This window comes from Rhodanobacter caeni (assembly GCF_039523575.1).
Classification (GTDB): Bacteria; Pseudomonadota; Gammaproteobacteria; order Xanthomonadales; family Rhodanobacteraceae; genus Rhodanobacter; species Rhodanobacter caeni.
In genome coordinates this window covers 528,066-544,096 of the sequence record NZ_BAAAFO010000004.1, presented here as the reverse complement: position 1 = coordinate 544,096, position 16,031 = coordinate 528,066, and the positions used below count along the sequence as shown (strand labels likewise).

Genomic DNA, 16,031 nt, shown 5'->3' with positions numbered 1-16,031 from the left:
AGAGGGAGTGCACTACGATGGGAGCCCGCGCGCGATGAGCGTTAGCGCCCCGCTTGCATACCCGGTATCCATCCCATGGATATGAAACGCGCCGATATCGGCCTGCTGTTGTCGCTGGACGTGTTGCTCGACGAGCAGCACGTCAGCCGCGCCGCGCACCGTTTGAACCTCAGCCAATCGGCGATGAGCAGCCAGCTTGCGCGATTGCGGACGCGGTTCGGCGACCCGCTGTTGATGCCGTCGGGCAATGGTCGCGGCATGGTCCTGACGCCGCGTGCCGAGGCCTTGCAGGGGCCGCTTCGCGCCGCTCTCCAGGCGTTGAACGATGCCATCGCAGCGAACGCGTTCGACCCGCAACACGATGCCCGCACCTTCACCATCGCCGCCAATGACAACGCCTTTTCGGCGCTGGTACGACCGTTGGCGCAAGCGGTGCTGCGGGAGGCACCGGGAATCCGCCTGCGCTGCATCGCGCCGGATTACGCCGACATGGCGCCGCGCATGGAGCGCGGCGAGGTGGATATCTACCTCGGGGCAGCGCGCATGGTGGCGCCCTCGTTGAAGCAACGGCTGCTGCTTCGCGACGACTTCTGCGTAGCCCGCCGCCACGACGATCCGGCGCCGATGGACATGGCCGTCTATACGTCGCGCCCGCACGTGCTGATCTCGCCCGCCGGCCAGTTCTCCAGCATCATCGACGATGCGCTGGCCGAACTGCAAAAGAAACGTCGCGTGGCCATGACGGTCGCCACGTACACGCAGGCGGCCAGCATGGTGGCCAGCTCCGACGCCGTGGCCACGTTGCCCAGCGCCTTCCTGCGCAGCCTGGGTTTTTCGCTGCGCATCGACTCCCTGCCCTTTGCGCTCGACGCCTTCGACTACGCGATGGCGTGGCACCCGCGCGTGCATCACGATCCTGCCCATCGCTGGTTGCGCGAACGCCTTTTCGCCGGGTTGCATGACGATTCCGACGCATAGGCGGGACGCGAATCACCGGCCTCACCCAACGCGCCGGCACCGCCATCGCTACGCCGTGACGGCCGCGTGTTCCGCATCAGCACGACACAGGCCGGCGCGCATGTCCGCGCCGGTCGGCTGCTGGAACAGCGACAGGCCGAACTCGGGCAGGATCGCGATCAAGTGATCGAAGATGTCGCCCTGCACGTTGTTGTGCGCCACGAAGCCGGTATCCACCGTGTAGCCGTAGATCTGCAGCGGCAGGCCGGTGGGGCCGGGATCCAGTTGCCGCACCGCCCAGAACAGGTCGGTGTTCACGCCGGGATGGGCCAGCACGTAGGCCTGCATGTAGGCGCGGAAGCTGCCGATGTTGCTGAGCCGGCGCTGGTTGATGGGCAGCTTGCCCGCCTCGCCCTCGGCGGCATTCCACTGCGCGATTTCCTCCTGCTTGCGCTCGAAATAGCCATCCAGCAATTTGAACCGGCGCAGGTGTTCGATCTCGTCGGGCTCCAGGAACCGCACGCTGGTCAGATCGATGTTGAGCGCCCGCCGTATGCGTCGCCCGGTGGCGTACATGTGGCGGTAATTGCGGTACGACTTGGAGATCAGATGCCAGGTGGGCACGGTGCTGATGGTCTTGTCCCAGTTGACCACCTTGACCGTATGCAGGGCGATCTCCACCACGTCGCCGTCCACGTTGTCGTCGGGCAGCGAAATCCAGTCGCCCACTTTCAGCATGTCGTTGGAGCTAAGCTGGATGCTGGCCACCACCGACATGATGGTGTCCTTGAAAATCAGCAGCAGCACCGCCGATACCGCACCCAACCCGGCCAGCAGCGACAGCGCCGAGCGATCCACCAGCACCGCGATGATCACGATGATGCCGATCAGCCACACGAAAATCTTGACCAGCTGCACGTAGCCCTTGATCGAGCGTTCGCGCCCGCGCGGGCTGGCCTGGTACAGATCCTCCAGCGCCGAGAGCGCCGCGTTGAGGGCGAGCACCACGTACATCGCGACCAGTGCCATCGCCAGCGTCGACACCGCCGTCTCCACCAGCACCGGGACCCCCGGTATCCAGCCGATGCCCCGATGCAGGACCAGCATCGGCGCCACCTGGGCCAGCCGGCGGAAAACGCCATGCTCGATCAGCGCGTCATCCCACCGCCAGGCCGTGCGTCGACTGACCGTCGTCATCACCCGCACGAGCACATGACGCACCAGCCACGCCACCAACCAGGCCACCGCCAGCAGCGCCACGCCACCCAGCAAGGCATGCACCCACGCCGGCGCCAACAAGACCTTCAAATCATCCATCAAGCCCTTCCGTCACACCAAAAACCGCCCCCTACTGTAAGGGCATGGACCGGGAAGGCCAACGCCGCAACACGACGCTCAGGTCACGCGTTCGCCTGCCGCCACGCGAACGGCGGCCACATCCGCGGGTGTCGGATGGATGGTCAAACGCAGACGTCCGCTGGCCAGCGACAAGCGCAGGCGCCGATGCCGGACCAGATAGGCGATGGCCACCGCAGCCGCCGCCAGCCCCGCCAGCGCGCCGACGCCCAGCGCCCAGCGCGCACCGAAGCGGTCGACCACCCAGCCGACCAGCGGCGCGCCGATCGGGGTGCCGCCCATCACCACGGCAATACGCAGCGCCAGCACCCGGCCGCGCATGGTGCGCTCGGTGGTGAGCTGCATCATCGAGTTGCTGGCGGTCATGAAGGTCAGCGCGGCCAGGCCCACGAAAAACAGCAACACGGCGAACAGCAACGGGCTGGGCATCACCGCCGCCACCGCCACGGCGATGCCGAAGGCGCCCGCGGACACCGCCATCAGCACCATGCCGGGATACGGACGGCTGGCGGAGAACAAGGCACCGCACATCGTGCCCGCCGCCATCGCCGAGGTCAGCAAGCCGTATTGGCCGGCATCGCCATGGAACACGGTGACCGACATGGTCGAGATGAAGATGGCGAAGTTGAAACCGAACGTGCCCAGCAGCAGGAGCATCACCAGCACCGCGACCAGGTCGGGACGCTGGGCCACGTAGCGAAAACCGGCCAGCAGGCTGCCGCGCGTGCGGGCGGGTCGCACTTCCACCAACAGCTCGTGCACGCGCAGAAACCACAGCGAGATCAGCACGGCGCCGTAGGAGCCGGCATTGATCACGAACAGCCAGCCCTCGCCGACCGCGGCGATCAACACGCCCGCTGCGGCGGGCCCCAGCATGCGCGCCGCGTTGAACGAGGCCGAGTTCAGCGCCACCGCGTTGGCCAGGTCGTCGTCGCTGACCAGATCCGACACGAACGCCTGCCGCGCTGGCGCGTCGAACGCCGTCACGCAACCGAGCAACAGCGCAAAGCCGTAGACATGCCACAGCTGCACCACGCCGGTGAGGGTGACAAGCCCGAGGCCCAGCGCCAGCAGACCGGCCGCGCCCTGGGTGAGCATCAGCAGCTTGCGCCGATCCATGTGGTCGGCGGCAAAACCGGACAGCGGCAACAGCAGCAGGGGCGGCCCGAACTGCAGCGCCATCACCGTACCCACCGCCGTGGCGTTGTGATGGGTGAGCACGGTGAGGACCAGCCAGTCCTGCCCGATGCGCTGCATCCATGTGCCCACGTTGGACACCAGTGCGCCAGCGGCCCACAGCCGGTAGTTGTAATTCCTCAACGAGTGGAACATGCGGTTCATTGCTTGCCTGACAACTCCATGGGCGCGTGGCCGCCGTTCAACCCGATGCAACCCGCGCCGCGAACGCACGGCGAACGCCGCCGACGAACGAAAGCATCGGACCCGTGAGCAGGGTGTGCCCGCAAGACAGGCAGGCGATGGAGCGGAGGCATGGGGACGGTTCGGGCACAAGGTGACGGCGGCAGGGATCGGCCGCCGTCGACAAGGTTACATGGTGCCCGCCACAAGCTTCCCGTGCCAGACGTGGCGATGAGCCGCGGCGACGCCGGAATCCGCCGCGAACAAGCGGCTCATCCGACGCGCACTACTTCGCCGCGGCGGCTTTCTGCGTGCCCGTATTGTAGGAAGCCCGCACCGCGCCACTCGCCCGATCGAGCAACACCATCGCGCCACGCTGCGCGCCGAGGGTGAAATGGATCGTGGCGCCGGTGACGGTGTCCCTGATGTCGACGACCTGGTCCTGCAGCGAATCGGAGGCGAAGCTGTACAGCACGGCGCCGTCGAGCACGGTGGGGAACGCCAGCACGCCGGGCGACAGCGGCTGCAGCTGCGTGAACGCGGGCGCGACGCCGGCCTGCGCCAGCGCCCAGGCGTACAGCGCCGCCTGCGTGTCGTAGCCCTCGGCGAACGCCACCGGATCGGCCACCCAGATCAGCTTGCCCTTGCCGTGACGCACGATCTTCAGCGAGGCGCTGTCGTCGAAGCGCATGCCTTCGATCGGCGCCTGCTGCACGCCGGCGGGATAGCTGACCGGCAACGGCTGCCCATGGCCCGGCAAGCTCAGCGCGGATTGCCGTACCGCGATCGGGAACACCTCCGCCTTCAGCTTCAGTGGCGCCAGCCGGTCGACCGCCTGCCAATGCGCGTTGCGCTGCACCGGCCCGGTGACCAGCAGGCAGCCGCCTTTCGCCACGTAGTCGAGCAGCTGTTGCCACGCGCCGTCGGTCAGCGCCTGCGCCGCCGGCAGGATCGCCAGCTTCGGCTGGCCGAGTTCGGCCAGGCGATTCTCCGGCAGCAGCCGCGCGGGCGTGTGAACGTCATAGGCCAGCGCACGCAGCGCCTTTTTCTGGGTGGCCATGGCCAGGTCGCGCATGCCGCTGTAGATCAGCGACTGCGACGTCACCATGGTGACGGCCGGCGGCTCGATGCGGGTGAAGCTGGCCGGGCTGGCCGCCACAAAACGGGCGAACCCGGCCAGCACGCGCGCCTCGGGCTTCTCGGTGCCGTCCACGCGGACCGCGCCGATCGGTGTCTCGTTGTCGTTGGCCATGCGGGCGTTGACGTTCCACACCCACTCGATGCCGCCCGCGCCCTGGGCGAACGAGATGGCCATCTTGCGTTCGAGTTGCCAAGCCTCGATTTGCGGGGAGAAGCGCAGCCGGTCGCGCTGGTCCAGCCGCCGCTGCTCGCCCAGTTCCTGGATCAGCATCGGCTTGCCCGGCATTTTTGCCGACAGGCCGGCCCACAACGCACTGTCGAAATCCCACCACAAATGCGTAGTGGTGAAATCCACCAGCGACGAGAAGAACGCCGGCGACAGCCGCGTCGCCACGCCGCCCTCCTCCTGCCCCACCACCACCAGCTGCTCCGAGCCCGCGTCGCGCAGCGTGGCGCGCATGTGTTTCACCCAATCGTTGAAGACGGACTGGGTGAACAGGTAATAGTCGTAGACCTTCAGCGGATTGGCGCCGGCACGCACGCCGTCCGGATCGAATGCACCAGCTGTCGGCAAGGCGAATGGATCGGCGGCTCCCGCCTCCGGTGGTGCGGTATCCGGTTTGGATTGCAGCGCCCGTCCCTTGCCGAAGGACGGCTCGGCCCACGCCGCCAGCAGCGCCGGCTGGTCCGGATAGCGCTGTTTCAGCCAGCGCCGCCATGCCTGCTGCTCCAGCGCATCGCCCTGCGGCAGCGTCTTCCACAGGTTGGTATTGGCGCTGGGTTCGTTGATCAGGTCCCACGCCAGAAACGGCACGTCGCGGAAACGCTGCACCAGCGAATGCACGAAGCGATCCTGCATGGCCAGCGCGGCCGGATCGAGATACGCGTTGCCGGCGCCGAAGGCCTCCGGAAGAAACGCGAACAGGTTGAACTGCACGGGAAGGTCATGACGCCGTGCCGTCATCAGCATCGCCTCGACGGCACGCAAGGTCGCCTCGCTGGCCGACTTGTCCGGATTCACCAGCCGGTTCCAGGCTGACCAGATACCGGTGCGGATCATGTTCAAGCCGCCGTCGCGAATCTGCTTCAGATCCCGGTCCCACACCCACACATTGGGCTTGCGCAGGTAGTCGCGATCGACATCGCCTGCCATGTAAGTGGTGCCGACCACCGGCAGCGGTTTGCCGTCGAGCTGGAAATAATCGCCGTTGACGGTGAGCTTCGGGCCGCTGCGCAGATACGCCAGGTCGCGCATCCAGAAGCCCGAGCGATACGTCCACACCGGCGCGCCGTTGCGTTCCAGCGTGGCCTCGACCACATGCAGGCCGGCACCTTCCGCCGCCTGTTTCGGCAGAGTCACCGGCTGTGTGGGATCGGCTTTGAAACTGTAATGCTGGGCCACACCAGTGTCCGCGTGCACGCTGACCTTGAGCGTATCGCCAGCCTCGACCGTGGTCCCGCGCGCCGGCTCGAACTGGAATTGCAACGCCTCGCCCTGCACGAACAGCGGCATCCGCGGGCGGAAGGTGAAACGGTCGTCCTGCCGCAAGGCCAGCGCCTGCAGCCGCTGCAGCAGTTGCGGATCGGCGAAAGCCTGGCCGTCAGGGTCGCAGGCCAGGAAAATCCAGCGCCCGCCCACGAAACGGTGCCGCACGTGATCGACCAGCACCGCCGGCGCCGCCAGCTTGTGCCCATCGCGCGTGCCCCAGGCCAGCGTGGTGAGGAAGGCATCCTCGCTGCCGTTGTTGGCCGCGGTGTCGTGCGGGTCCATCACCACCGAAAGCCGGATCACCGGGCTCCACGCCTGCTTCCAGTCGAACGATGGCAGCGCCGGCGCCACATCAGCGTTCGCCTCGAACTGCAACGACGACGAGCCGGGCGTGGCCTGCCAGCCCTGGATGAAAAGCTCCAGCGACGCCGCCACGCCGGACTCGCGCAAGCGCCATGCTTTTCCGTCGCGATACGCCGCCCGCGTGAACGGCTTGCCGCCCAGCACGATCAGGTTTCCGCCGCGGTCCAGGTAACGCAGGATGGCCGGCCAAGCCGCCTCGGGATAGGCCGATCCATAGGGCAGCACCAGCAGCCTGGTCTGCGCCGAGCCCAGGGCCGCATCGAGCTGCGCCGCATCCACCGTGCGCGCGCCGGGGAATCCCGCCGCCAGCGCCGCCGAAGGCACCGCCGAGGTATCGGCGACGGGGAAACCCGGCTGCCCGAAAATCACCGTACCGTCAGCCGCCAGCGCGGCGGGCATGACGCCGCCACCAAGCATGACCAGGCACAGGCATCGCAGGAAAAAGGACATGGAACACTCCCCCGGAAAGTCGGCGGCCCGATCACGAGCCTGTGGTACCTACGCGTGCGCATCCGCCCGACGGCCCGACAGCCTGCCGCGCGGTTACGATAGATAACGTTACCATGCATGACGGGCACGGGCAGCGCAAGCCATGCTCCCCATCGCGCCATCTTGAAGAAGATCGTGGCATCGTGGGCCGGCTTTCCCGACCGGCCTGCCCCGGTCGCCGTGGTGTGGAAACCCATGCATCAGAACGCCTTGTCGATGGATGTGCGATTGCGCATCCGCCATCTCGATCCCGGCTGCTTCGCGCTGGTCATGGCCACCGGCATCGTGTCGATCGACGTGGGCCAGCACGGCATGACCGCGCTGGCACGGGCGTTGTTTGGCCTGAACCTGCTGGCGTATGCCGCGCTGCTGCTGATGAGCGCGCTGCGGCTGCGCTGGTTTCCGCGCGAGCTGCTGGCCGATTTCGTGAGCCCGGGTCGCGGCGCAGGTTTTCTTACCCTGGCGGCGGCCACCTGCGTACTGGGTAGCCAATGCCTGCTGGTGGTACGCCTGCCCCGGCTGGCCGATGGCCTGCTACTGGCCGGCGCGGTGAGCTGGGCCGCGCTGGTCTACCTGTTTCTCGCCGCCGCCATCACGGCGCGCATCAAGCCCGGCTTCACCCGCAGCATCAACGGCGGCTGGCTGGTGGCCGTGGTGGCGACCCAGGCGCTGGCCGTGTTGCTGGTGTTGCGCACGGCCAGCGCGTCAGCGTTCGACCCGGTGGGGCTGTTCACGGCACTGTGCCTGTATCTGCTGGGCGCGGCGCTGTACCTGCTGATCATCACGCTGGTGGTCTACCGCCTGGTGTTCTTCCCCTTGCGCGCCCGCGACTTCACCCCGCCGTACTGGATCAACATGGGCGCGCTGGCGATCACGGCCCTGGCCGGCAGCCTGCTGGTGCGACACATCCCTCCTGCCGATTCGCTGACGCCGCTGCTGCCGTTCGTGAAGGGTTTCACCCTGTTCTTCTGGGCGACCGCCACGTGGTGGATCCCGTTGCTGGTGATCCTGGAGGGCTGGCGCTACCTCTGGCGGCGTGTGCCGTTGCGTTACGAGGCAGACGACTGGGACATCGTTTTCCCGGTGGGCATGTACACCGTGGCCACGTATGAACTGGCGCAAGCCCTGCAGCTGGACTTCCTGCAAGTCATACCGGACGTGGGCGTGTACGTGAGCCTGGCGGTGTGGCTGTTCTTCGCCGTCGCCGGGCTGCGGCGGCTTTTTCGCCACCGCACCCAGGCCTGACGGATCGCACCTGGGGCCTTTCGTCGCACCGGGCGGTTTCGCCCCGGAAGCCCGCCCAAAACCTGTGGGACATGCTACAATTTGCGTTGCAAATAACTGTAAACAAAGGAAAAGAGGAGGCACAAAATCAAAACGTCAATCATGTCACTGTTCTGCCGTAGCCCACGGGCCAAGCGGTCTGGCACGACCTCTGATGCGCCCGTCAATCGCGCAGTCCATCTGCACGAGGGCTTTTCCGTCCACCGCCCGCGCCGTCGCCGTCACCCGCGCGACAGCGGCTACACCACGGGCACCTACGCCAGCCGTCCCGTCTACCGCAACGGTGTGGCGCGACAGCAGGCATTTCGCGTGACCTAGCGTCACGCCGTTGACCTGTTTCATGCGGGGGATGCGAGGCGGCGCCAGGCGCGGCTGACCCTCGGCGGCAAGGCACCCGCCACGCATCCCGGAGAGGCCCACCGCAGCGCGTTGGCACGACGACACGCGGCCCCATCCCGATGAAGAGCGTCCGCGTGCGGCGACAGGCCCCTGGGCTTGCAAACGCACGACGGCGAAGCCATGAGTGTCGGAACGAACACCGTCTCCGGCAGCACCCATGTTCAAGACCTTCCGAAACTGGCGCGAACGACGCGTCGTCGCGCGGCGTCCGATTGCCGAAGACCTCTGGCGCAAGGCGCTGGAACGCTGTGCGCCGGCCCGCCGCCTGGGCGCCTCGGACCAGGCGGCGCTGCGCGTGCTGGCCACGCTGTTTCTGCACCGCAAGTCCATCGAGCCGGTCCACGGCGTGGAACTGGGCGACGCCGACCTTGTCCTGCTGGCCACCCACGCCTGCCTGCCCATCCTGAAGCTGGGCCTGGACTGGTACGACGGCTGGCACAGCGTCATCGTGTACCCGGCAGCCTTCATCCCGCGCCATTCGCACATGGATGAGGCAGGCGTGGTGCACCAGTCCGATGCCGTGTTGTCGGGCGAGGCGTGGGGACGCGGCCCGGTGATCCTGTCGTGGGAGGACGTGCTGGACATCGGGCAGACGCCGGGCCACAACGTGGTCATCCACGAAATGGCACACAAGCTGGACATGCTCAACGGCGAGGCCAACGGCTTCCCGCCGCTGCACCGGCGGATGGATCACCGCGCGTGGTGGAAGGTCTTCTCCAGCGCCTGGGATCGCCTGCAGGACGAACACCGCGACGGCATCGAGCTGCCGATAGACCCCTACGCGCTGGAAAACCCCGCCGAATTCTTTGCCGTGGCCAGCGAGCAGTTCTTCGAATCACCCGCCGCGCTGCGCCAGCATCTGCCGAAGGTGTACCACCAGCTTGAGTTGTTTTATCGGCAGCATCCGTACTGAGAGGTGGTGGAAAACGCACGCGCTTCCCCTTGCGCGGCGCCGTCGAAGCTTCCTTCCCCCGCTTGCGGGGGAAGGTGCCGAAGGCGGAAGGGGGTGCGCGGCAAAGCCGCGCTGCTGTTGCTCTTCGCGCGGGGCCGAAAAGCGCCCCCATCCGCCCTCCGGGCACCTTCCCCCGCGCAGCGGGGGAAGGAATCAGGTTGGGGGATTTATTGCGGATAACATGCACGCGAATAAATCCACGCAACCAGGACTCCACGTGCGCCGACCGATTCCCGCGCTCCTGCTTGCGCTGTTCAGCGCGCTCGCGCAGGCGGTGACCCCGCCCGAACCACCCTCCACCACCCCGCGGCAACCCGTCGTGCGCATCGACGATGTCGCGCGCTTTTACGCCGTCTACGACAAGACCGACGGCAAACCCTCGGCCGCCACGCTCCAGGCGGATTACCTCGATATCGGGTCGCCGGGTCTGCAGCAATTTGTGACGGCGCGGATTTCCTCCGCCGGGAAACTGGCGGATGCCATCGCCAAGTCGCCGCAGGATTTTCGTGACGCACGCCGTTGCGTAGCGATGCTTCCGGCGGCGCGCGACCAGTTGCGGCAGGTGTTTTCCGCATTGACCCGGCTCGATCCGCAGGCGACGTTTCCACCGGTGACCATCGTCATCGGACGCAACAACACCGCCGGCACCACCACCGCGAACGGCGTCACGATCGGCCTCGAAGTGATCTGCCGATCGAACTGGTTGAACCCCGACGTCACCCAGCGGCTGGTGCACCTGATCGCCCATGAATACGTGCACGTACAACAACCGGCGGCGCAGGTGGCGCCGCCTGCCAACGCCACCGTGCTGTTTGCCTCGCTGGTGGAAGGCGGCGCCGAGTTCATCGGCGAGCTGACCTCCGGCGAAGTCCTGAACATCCACCTGACGCGCTGGACGCAGGACAAGGCTTGCCGCATCGAACGCGATTTCCGGGCACACGCCATGGACACCGACATGTCCCACTGGCTGTACAACGGCCCCGGTACGCCCGAAACGCCGGGCGACCTCGGCTACTGGGTGGGTTACCGCATCGCGCGCGCCTACTACGCGCACGCCAGCGACAAGCCGCGCGCGATCCAGGACATCCTCAACGTCAACAACGACAACGCGGCCAGCTTTCTCGAGCGAAGCGGCTGGCGCGCGGATGAGGACTGCACCGCCGAATCCGCTCAGTCCCGACGCGAATAATCCATCTGCTCGAGGTCAGCCATCAGGCTCGGCCCGATCGGATGCCAGTCCAGCACGCGACGCGTCCACGCACTCGATGCGGACAGGTCGAGGCCCATGAAGCCACCCAGCCAGCCGAAATGATCCGACGCTTCATCGGCGCCGATCGACTTGACCGGCACATTCAGGCCCGCACCGATCACCCGGGCAATGTCGCGAACGCAGATGCCTTCCTCGTCGACGGCGTGATAGCGCTCGCCGGGCTTGCACTTCTCGATCGCCAGCCGGTAAAGCCTGGCCACGTCGAGCACGTGCGCCGCGGGCCATCGGTTCAATCCCTCGCCGACGTAGGCCGACACGCCTTTCTCGCGGGCGATATCGATCAAGGGACTGACGAGCCCCTGGCGGGTAGTGTCGTGCACCTGCGGCAGCCGCATCACCGACACGGCCACGCCGGCGGCCAGCATTTCCGCGCCCGCCCGCTCGGATGCCACGCGCGGGTTGGCATGCTCCGGGTTGAAGACGTCTTCCATCGCTGGCCGCCCGGCCGTGCTTCCGGTGCCGGTACCCGACGTCAGCAACAATGGCCGCGAGGATCCGGCCAGCACCGAACCCAGCGCCTCGATCACCCGTGCGTCCTTCTCGCAGTTGGCGGCGAAATGGGCGAAATCGTGGTCGAACGCGGTATGGATCACCGCATCGGCGGCAGCCGCGCCGCGCCGCAGGCTGTCCAGGTCTTCCAACAGCCCGAAATGAGGCTCCGCGCCGGCGGCGACCAGGGCCCTGGCGCCCGCTTCCGACCGGGTCATGCCCACGACCTGGTGACCGGCCGCCAGCAGTTCCGGCACGATCCTGGAGCCGATGAACCCGGTCGCGCCGGTAAGAAAAATACGCATGTGGAATCGTCTCCCGTTGAATGATCGGGACGATCCTAGGCCGTAGAATATACGGGTAAAGTAGTTGCATTATCCTGGTATAAAAACCAACAGGAACGCCCATGCCCGCCGCCTCCGCCAACCCGCTCGGCAACTATCTGAAGGACCGGCGCGGCCGCCTCGATCCGGCGACGTTCGGCTTTGCGGGCGGACGGCGGCGCACACCGGGCCTGCGCCGCGAGGAGGTGGCTCAGCGCGCCAACATCAGCCCCACCTGGTACACGTGGCTGGAACAGGGGCGTGGCGGCGCACCCTCGGCCGAGGTGCTGGGCCGCATCGCCGACGGCTTGATGCTGACCGAGTCGGAGCGCGAGCACCTTTTCATGCTCGGCCTGGGTCATCCGCCCGGGGCTCGCTACAAGGCCGCCGCAGGCGTAACGCCACGATTGCAACGCGTGCTGGACGCGCTGGAGGTGAGTCCGGCCATCGTCAAGACCGCGCTGTGGGATGTGGTTGCCTGGAACCGCGCCGCGGCGGCGGTGCTCACCGACTACAGCAAGCTGCCTCCCGCAGAGCGCAATATCCTGCGCCTGCTCTTTTCCGATTCCCGGGTACGCGCCGCGCAGCCGGACTGGCAACGCGTGGCGCGTTTCGTCGTGGGCGCCTTTCGCGCGGATGCGACCCGCGCCGGTGCGGGTGTGGAGATCGACCGCTTCGTGGACGAGATGTCCCGGCTCAGCCCCGAATTCGAAAAGCTGTGGCTGGCCAATGATGTCCACGCCTATGGCGAAGGCGTGAAGCGCCTGCGCCATGCGGAGCTTGGCATGCTGGAGCTGGAGTTCTCCGCCTTTGGCGTGGATGGACGATCGGACCTGGGGATGGTCGTCTTCAACCCTGTGAAGGCGAAGGATGCGCGCCGCCTTCGCGCCTATATCGACGCGAAGGCGGCCGCGGCTTGAAGGTGCGCATTCAAGCCGGCGGCACGGGGTTCGTGCTCAATACGCGCCGCGGATATGCTGCACCACCTCGTTGCGGTAGAACGCGGCCAGATCGTCATGCAGGGTCTGCGGCAGTGGCGGCAACGCGCTGACCTTGGCGTTCTCGCGCACCTGCTGGGCGCGGCTGGCGCCGGGGATGATGGTGGTGACCGCGGGATGGTCGAGGATCCAGCGCATCGCCATCTGCGCCGTGGTGTAACCCTCGGGTGTCCTGGCCGTGACCGCATCGGCAAGCTCGACGCCTTTTTCGAACGGGATGCCCGCAAAGGTTTCGCCCACGCTGAACGCCTGGCCGTCTTTGTTGTAGCTGCGGTGATCCGTGCTCGCAAAGCGCGTGCTGGCGTTGTACTTGCCGCTCAGCATGCCGCTGGCCAGCGGAAGCCGCACGATGATGCCGATGTTCTTTTCCTGCGCCTTGGGCAACAGCTCGTCCAGCAGCTTTTGCCGGAACACGTTGAAGATGACCTGCAGCGAGCTGAGGTCGTCGTGCTGTGCGCACACCAGGCCCTCTTCCACCGTCTCGACGCTGGCACCGAAGAACTTGATCAACTTTTCCTGCTGCACGGTGCGCAGCCAGTCGAATATCTCGCCACGCTGCAACAGCGCCAGCGGCACGCAATGCAGCTGCAGCAGATCGATGCTGTCGCAACGCAGCCGGTCCTGCGCGGTGCGGATGCGGTCGCGCAAACTGGAGAGCGAATAGCCGTTTGGATAAGTGTCCGCGGCGCGGCCGTACTTGGTGGCGATGAACGGACGCGGCTTGCTGGCGGCCAGCCGCTCACCCAGATAGCGCTCGCTGGCCCCGTCACCGTAGACGTCGGCGGTGTCGAAGAAATTGATGCCCGCCTCCTGCGCGGCATCGATGATGCCGTCGACGGTGGCTTCGTCGATGGGGCCGAAATCGCCACCGAACTGCCAGCAGCCAAGGCCGACTTCGCTGACGGCGAAACCGGTATTGCCCAGTATCCGGGTTTTCATGACATTTCCTTTTCTTGATGGATCGCGAAACATTCTCGCCGATCGCCACGGCGCATGCTCGACCGACACATGCGGCTTCGTATCAGGCGCGAGGAAAGGGCTTGCGCAGGCCGCCGGCGGGCGACCACCGGTTGGCGCGCCTGCAGGCTCATTCACCCTCGTAGCGCGTCCCGACAGCCCGGCGCCAGGCATCGAGCGCGGCGATATTCCCCAGGGTGTCGGCCCACGTCATCGCCGGAACTTCGGTGGCGCCGCGCGCCACGGCCTCGGCGACCGCGTCGGCTTCGTAGGTATAAAGACCGTGCGGAAGCCCGGTGATGGCGATTTTCTCAGGCGTGGCGCTGCCGCGTCGATGCAGCCAGATCACTTCGTCGCGGCCGCCCTGCCCGGGCAGGAACGGATTGGATACGTCGATCCAGCCCAGGGTGCCGTGGATCTGCGCGGATTGGTCATCGAGGACGGTGGTGCCGCAGGAGAGCTCGGCCAGCACGCCGTCGGGAAACGTCGCCACGGCCGTCGCAAACTCGTCGGTTTGCGCGGTGGGATGAATGCGGCCTGCGCCGAGAACGGTGGTTGGGTTGGCGAAACCCTCAGCGTTGCCCTGGCCCGCAATGAGCCGCGCAAACGACATCGGATAACAGCCCACGTCGAGAATCGCGCCGCCGCCAAGGGCCTTGTCGAAGAGGCGATGGGCCGGATCGAAGTCGATGGCGAAATTGAACGACGCGCGGATCAGCCGCAGCTCGCCCACGCACCTTGCCCGCACCAGCTCCACGATCTTCCGTGTCTGCGGATGCAGCCGGTACATGAAGGCCTCCATCAACAGCACGCCGTGTTCGCGCGCGGCGGCGATCATGCGCTGGGCATCGGCCAGGTTGAGCGCGAGCGGCTTTTCGCAAAGCACATGCTTGCCCGCGCGTGCGGCCGCGATCGCCCACGGCGCGTGCCAAGGATGCGGCGTGCCGATGTAGACCGCCTGCACGTCGGGATCGGCCAGCAGCGCCTCATAGCTGCCGTGGGCACGTACATCGCCGAACTCCCGGGCAAAGGCCACGGCATCGGTTTCGCGTCGCGAGCCCACGGCGACCAGGCGACCCGTACGTGAGGACCGAAGATCGGTGGCGAACTTCCGGGCGATATGCCCGGTGGTCAGGATGCCCCACTGCAGTGGCGTCGTGGTCATGGGCAGGCAAGAGATGAAGGAACCGGCAGCCTATCCCGCCGTCCAGCCATTGGCCAGGACGAGCCCGACCCTGCGCCCGACAGCCGGAAGCCGGCGATCCTCCCTGCCCGCCGCATCACGGGGTAACCACAGCCGCCGCCGCAACGAATGACAGGTAACGATGCTTCGTACGGAACATCCCCTCCGACTTCTGCCAGCGAGGTTCACCATGATTCGCCGCACTGCTTTTGGCCTGGCTCCCCTGGCCGCCACCGTGATGCTCGCCATCAGCGCGTGCCAGAGCGCGTCCGCCGCCATCACCGCCATCCGCCGACCGGCGCCCGCCGTCGACGCCACCCGCACCGCCATGCCCGGTGAGGCGACCGCCGTGATCGCCGGCGGCTGCTTTTGGGGCGTGGCTTCGGTATTCGAGCACGTCAAGGGCGTGCGCGAAGTTACCGCCGGCTATGCCGGAGGCAGCGCCGAGACAGCCCACTACCTCATGGTCAGCACAGGCAGCACCGGCCACGCCGAGTCGGTCCAGGTGAAATACGACCCCAGCCAGGTCACCTATGGCCAGCTCCTGCAGGTGGCCTTCTCGGTAGCGTTCAACCCCACCGAGCTGAATCGGCAAGGCCCGGACAGCGGCACGCAATACCGCTCGGTGATCTTCTACAACAGCCCCGAACAGAAGAAGATCGCCACCGGCTACATCGCCCAGCTGACCGCCGCCAAGTCGTATCCCGCGCCGATCGTCACCCAGGTGGTGCCACTGAAGCACTTCTATCCCGCCGAGGCCCATCACCAGCACTACGCCGAGCGACATCCGGACAATCCCTACATCGTCTACAACGACGCGCCGATGGTCGAACACCTGAAACAACTGTTCCCCGAGATCTATCGGGCGCCACAGGCGCTGGTGGAAGTGCAGCTGTATTGAGCCGGGCGCAATGGAAATCACGCGGGAAACAACCGAGCACAATACGAAGCCCACCCACGTCGATCTCCGCTGGCACCCACGCCGGCAGAAAGAGGCCCGGCAGTTTCCGGGCCTCCCTTCTT

At 66.7% G+C, this 16,031-nt stretch carries 12 protein-coding genes; 6 read left to right on the top strand and 6 right to left on the bottom strand.

The features are described from left to right. Positions 1-75 precede the first annotated feature (75 nt). Positions 76-978, top strand: a complete 903-nt coding sequence (locus ABD017_RS15280; protein WP_343883634.1) for a LysR family transcriptional regulator — start codon at positions 76-78, stop codon at positions 976-978. Between the two features lie 48 nt (positions 979-1,026). Here the strand turns inward: ABD017_RS15280 and ABD017_RS15275 are convergent, their stop codons facing one another. From ABD017_RS15275 to ABD017_RS15265, 3 genes are all read right to left on the bottom strand, one after another. Then, positions 1,027-2,274 (bottom strand): mechanosensitive ion channel family protein, encoded by a 1,248-nt coding sequence (locus ABD017_RS15275; RefSeq protein WP_343883633.1) that lies wholly within the window; start codon positions 2,272-2,274, stop codon positions 1,027-1,029. Positions 2,275-2,352: 78 nt separating this feature from the next. Then, positions 2,353-3,645: an MFS transporter gene (locus tag ABD017_RS15270; protein WP_343883632.1), complete on the bottom strand. Its 1,293-nt coding sequence runs from the start codon at positions 3,643-3,645 to the stop codon at positions 2,353-2,355. Positions 3,646-3,958: 313 nt separating this feature from the next. Further along, positions 3,959-7,114 carry an alpha-amylase family protein gene (locus ABD017_RS15265; protein WP_343883631.1) on the bottom strand — a complete coding sequence of 1,052 codons (3,156 nt, stop codon included), beginning with the start codon at positions 7,112-7,114 and terminating at the stop codon, positions 3,959-3,961. A gap of 174 nt (positions 7,115-7,288) precedes the next feature. On the opposite strand from ABD017_RS15265, the gene ABD017_RS15260 reads away from it, so the two are divergent. The 3 genes from ABD017_RS15260 (at position 7,289) to ABD017_RS15250 (ending at position 10,977) form a co-directional block, all read left to right on the top strand. Further along, positions 7,289-8,398 (top strand): tellurite resistance/C4-dicarboxylate transporter family protein, encoded by a 1,110-nt coding sequence (locus tag ABD017_RS15260; protein ID WP_343883630.1) that lies wholly within the window; start codon positions 7,289-7,291, stop codon positions 8,396-8,398. Between the two features lie 595 nt (positions 8,399-8,993). Then, a complete protein-coding gene (locus tag ABD017_RS15255) occupies positions 8,994-9,749 on the top strand; it encodes a M90 family metallopeptidase (protein ID WP_343883629.1) in 756 nt (251 codons plus the stop codon). A 256-nt stretch (positions 9,750-10,005) separates the two neighbouring features. Then, positions 10,006-10,977, top strand: coding sequence for a DUF2268 domain-containing putative Zn-dependent protease (locus ABD017_RS15250; RefSeq protein WP_343883628.1), 972 nt, complete (start codon positions 10,006-10,008; stop codon positions 10,975-10,977). Here ABD017_RS15250 and ABD017_RS15245 read toward each other — a convergent pair. Continuing rightward, positions 10,959-11,852 (bottom strand): SDR family oxidoreductase, encoded by an 894-nt coding sequence (locus tag ABD017_RS15245; protein ID WP_343883627.1) that lies wholly within the window; start codon positions 11,850-11,852, stop codon positions 10,959-10,961. The two genes, ABD017_RS15250 and ABD017_RS15245, sit on opposite strands and share 19 nt — an antisense overlap. 101 nt (positions 11,853-11,953) lie before the next feature. Between ABD017_RS15245 and ABD017_RS15240 the strand changes: the two genes are divergently transcribed. Further along, positions 11,954-12,790, top strand: coding sequence for a helix-turn-helix transcriptional regulator (locus tag ABD017_RS15240; protein WP_343883626.1), 837 nt, complete (start codon positions 11,954-11,956; stop codon positions 12,788-12,790). Between the two features lie 36 nt (positions 12,791-12,826). Here the strand turns inward: ABD017_RS15240 and ABD017_RS15235 are convergent, their stop codons facing one another. Together ABD017_RS15235 and ABD017_RS15230 are read right to left on the bottom strand one after the other, a co-directional pair. Then, on the bottom strand, positions 12,827-13,807 hold the full coding sequence (locus ABD017_RS15235; RefSeq protein ID WP_343883625.1) for an aldo/keto reductase: 981 nt from the start codon (positions 13,805-13,807) through the stop codon (positions 12,827-12,829). 148 nt (positions 13,808-13,955) lie between these two features. Then, positions 13,956-14,990: a Gfo/Idh/MocA family protein gene (locus ABD017_RS15230; protein ID WP_343883624.1), complete on the bottom strand. Its 1,035-nt coding sequence runs from the start codon at positions 14,988-14,990 to the stop codon at positions 13,956-13,958. 208 nt (positions 14,991-15,198) lie between these two features. Here ABD017_RS15230 and msrA point away from each other — a divergent pair, with 208 nt between their 5' ends. Beyond that, positions 15,199-15,909 carry a peptide-methionine (S)-S-oxide reductase MsrA gene (gene msrA / locus ABD017_RS15225; protein ID WP_343883623.1) on the top strand — a complete coding sequence of 237 codons (711 nt, stop codon included), beginning with the start codon at positions 15,199-15,201 and terminating at the stop codon, positions 15,907-15,909. The last annotated feature ends 122 nt before the right edge of the window (positions 15,910-16,031 follow it).

Bases quoted from the DNA above. Each gene is read 5' to 3' on its own strand.
- ABD017_RS15280 (WP_343883634.1), top strand. From the start codon at position 76: ATGGATATGAAACGCGCCGATATCGGCCTGCTGTTGTCGCTGGACGTG.
- ABD017_RS15275 (WP_343883633.1), bottom strand. From the start codon at position 2,274: ATGGATGATTTGAAGGTCTTGTTGGCGCCGGCGTGGGTGCATGCCTTG.
- ABD017_RS15270 (WP_343883632.1), bottom strand. From the start codon at position 3,645: ATGTTCCACTCGTTGAGGAATTACAACTACCGGCTGTGGGCCGCTGGC.
- ABD017_RS15265 (WP_343883631.1), bottom strand. From the start codon at position 7,114: ATGTCCTTTTTCCTGCGATGCCTGTGCCTGGTCATGCTTGGTGGCGGC.
- ABD017_RS15255 (WP_343883629.1), top strand. From the start codon at position 8,994: ATGTTCAAGACCTTCCGAAACTGGCGCGAACGACGCGTCGTCGCGCGG.
- ABD017_RS15245 (WP_343883627.1), bottom strand. From the start codon at position 11,852: ATGCGTATTTTTCTTACCGGCGCGACCGGGTTCATCGGCTCCAGGATC.
- ABD017_RS15240 (WP_343883626.1), top strand. From the start codon at position 11,954: ATGCCCGCCGCCTCCGCCAACCCGCTCGGCAACTATCTGAAGGACCGG.
- ABD017_RS15235 (WP_343883625.1), bottom strand. From the start codon at position 13,807: ATGAAAACCCGGATACTGGGCAATACCGGTTTCGCCGTCAGCGAAGTC.
- ABD017_RS15230 (WP_343883624.1), bottom strand. From the start codon at position 14,990: ATGACCACGACGCCACTGCAGTGGGGCATCCTGACCACCGGGCATATC.
- msrA (WP_343883623.1), top strand. From the start codon at position 15,199: ATGATTCGCCGCACTGCTTTTGGCCTGGCTCCCCTGGCCGCCACCGTG.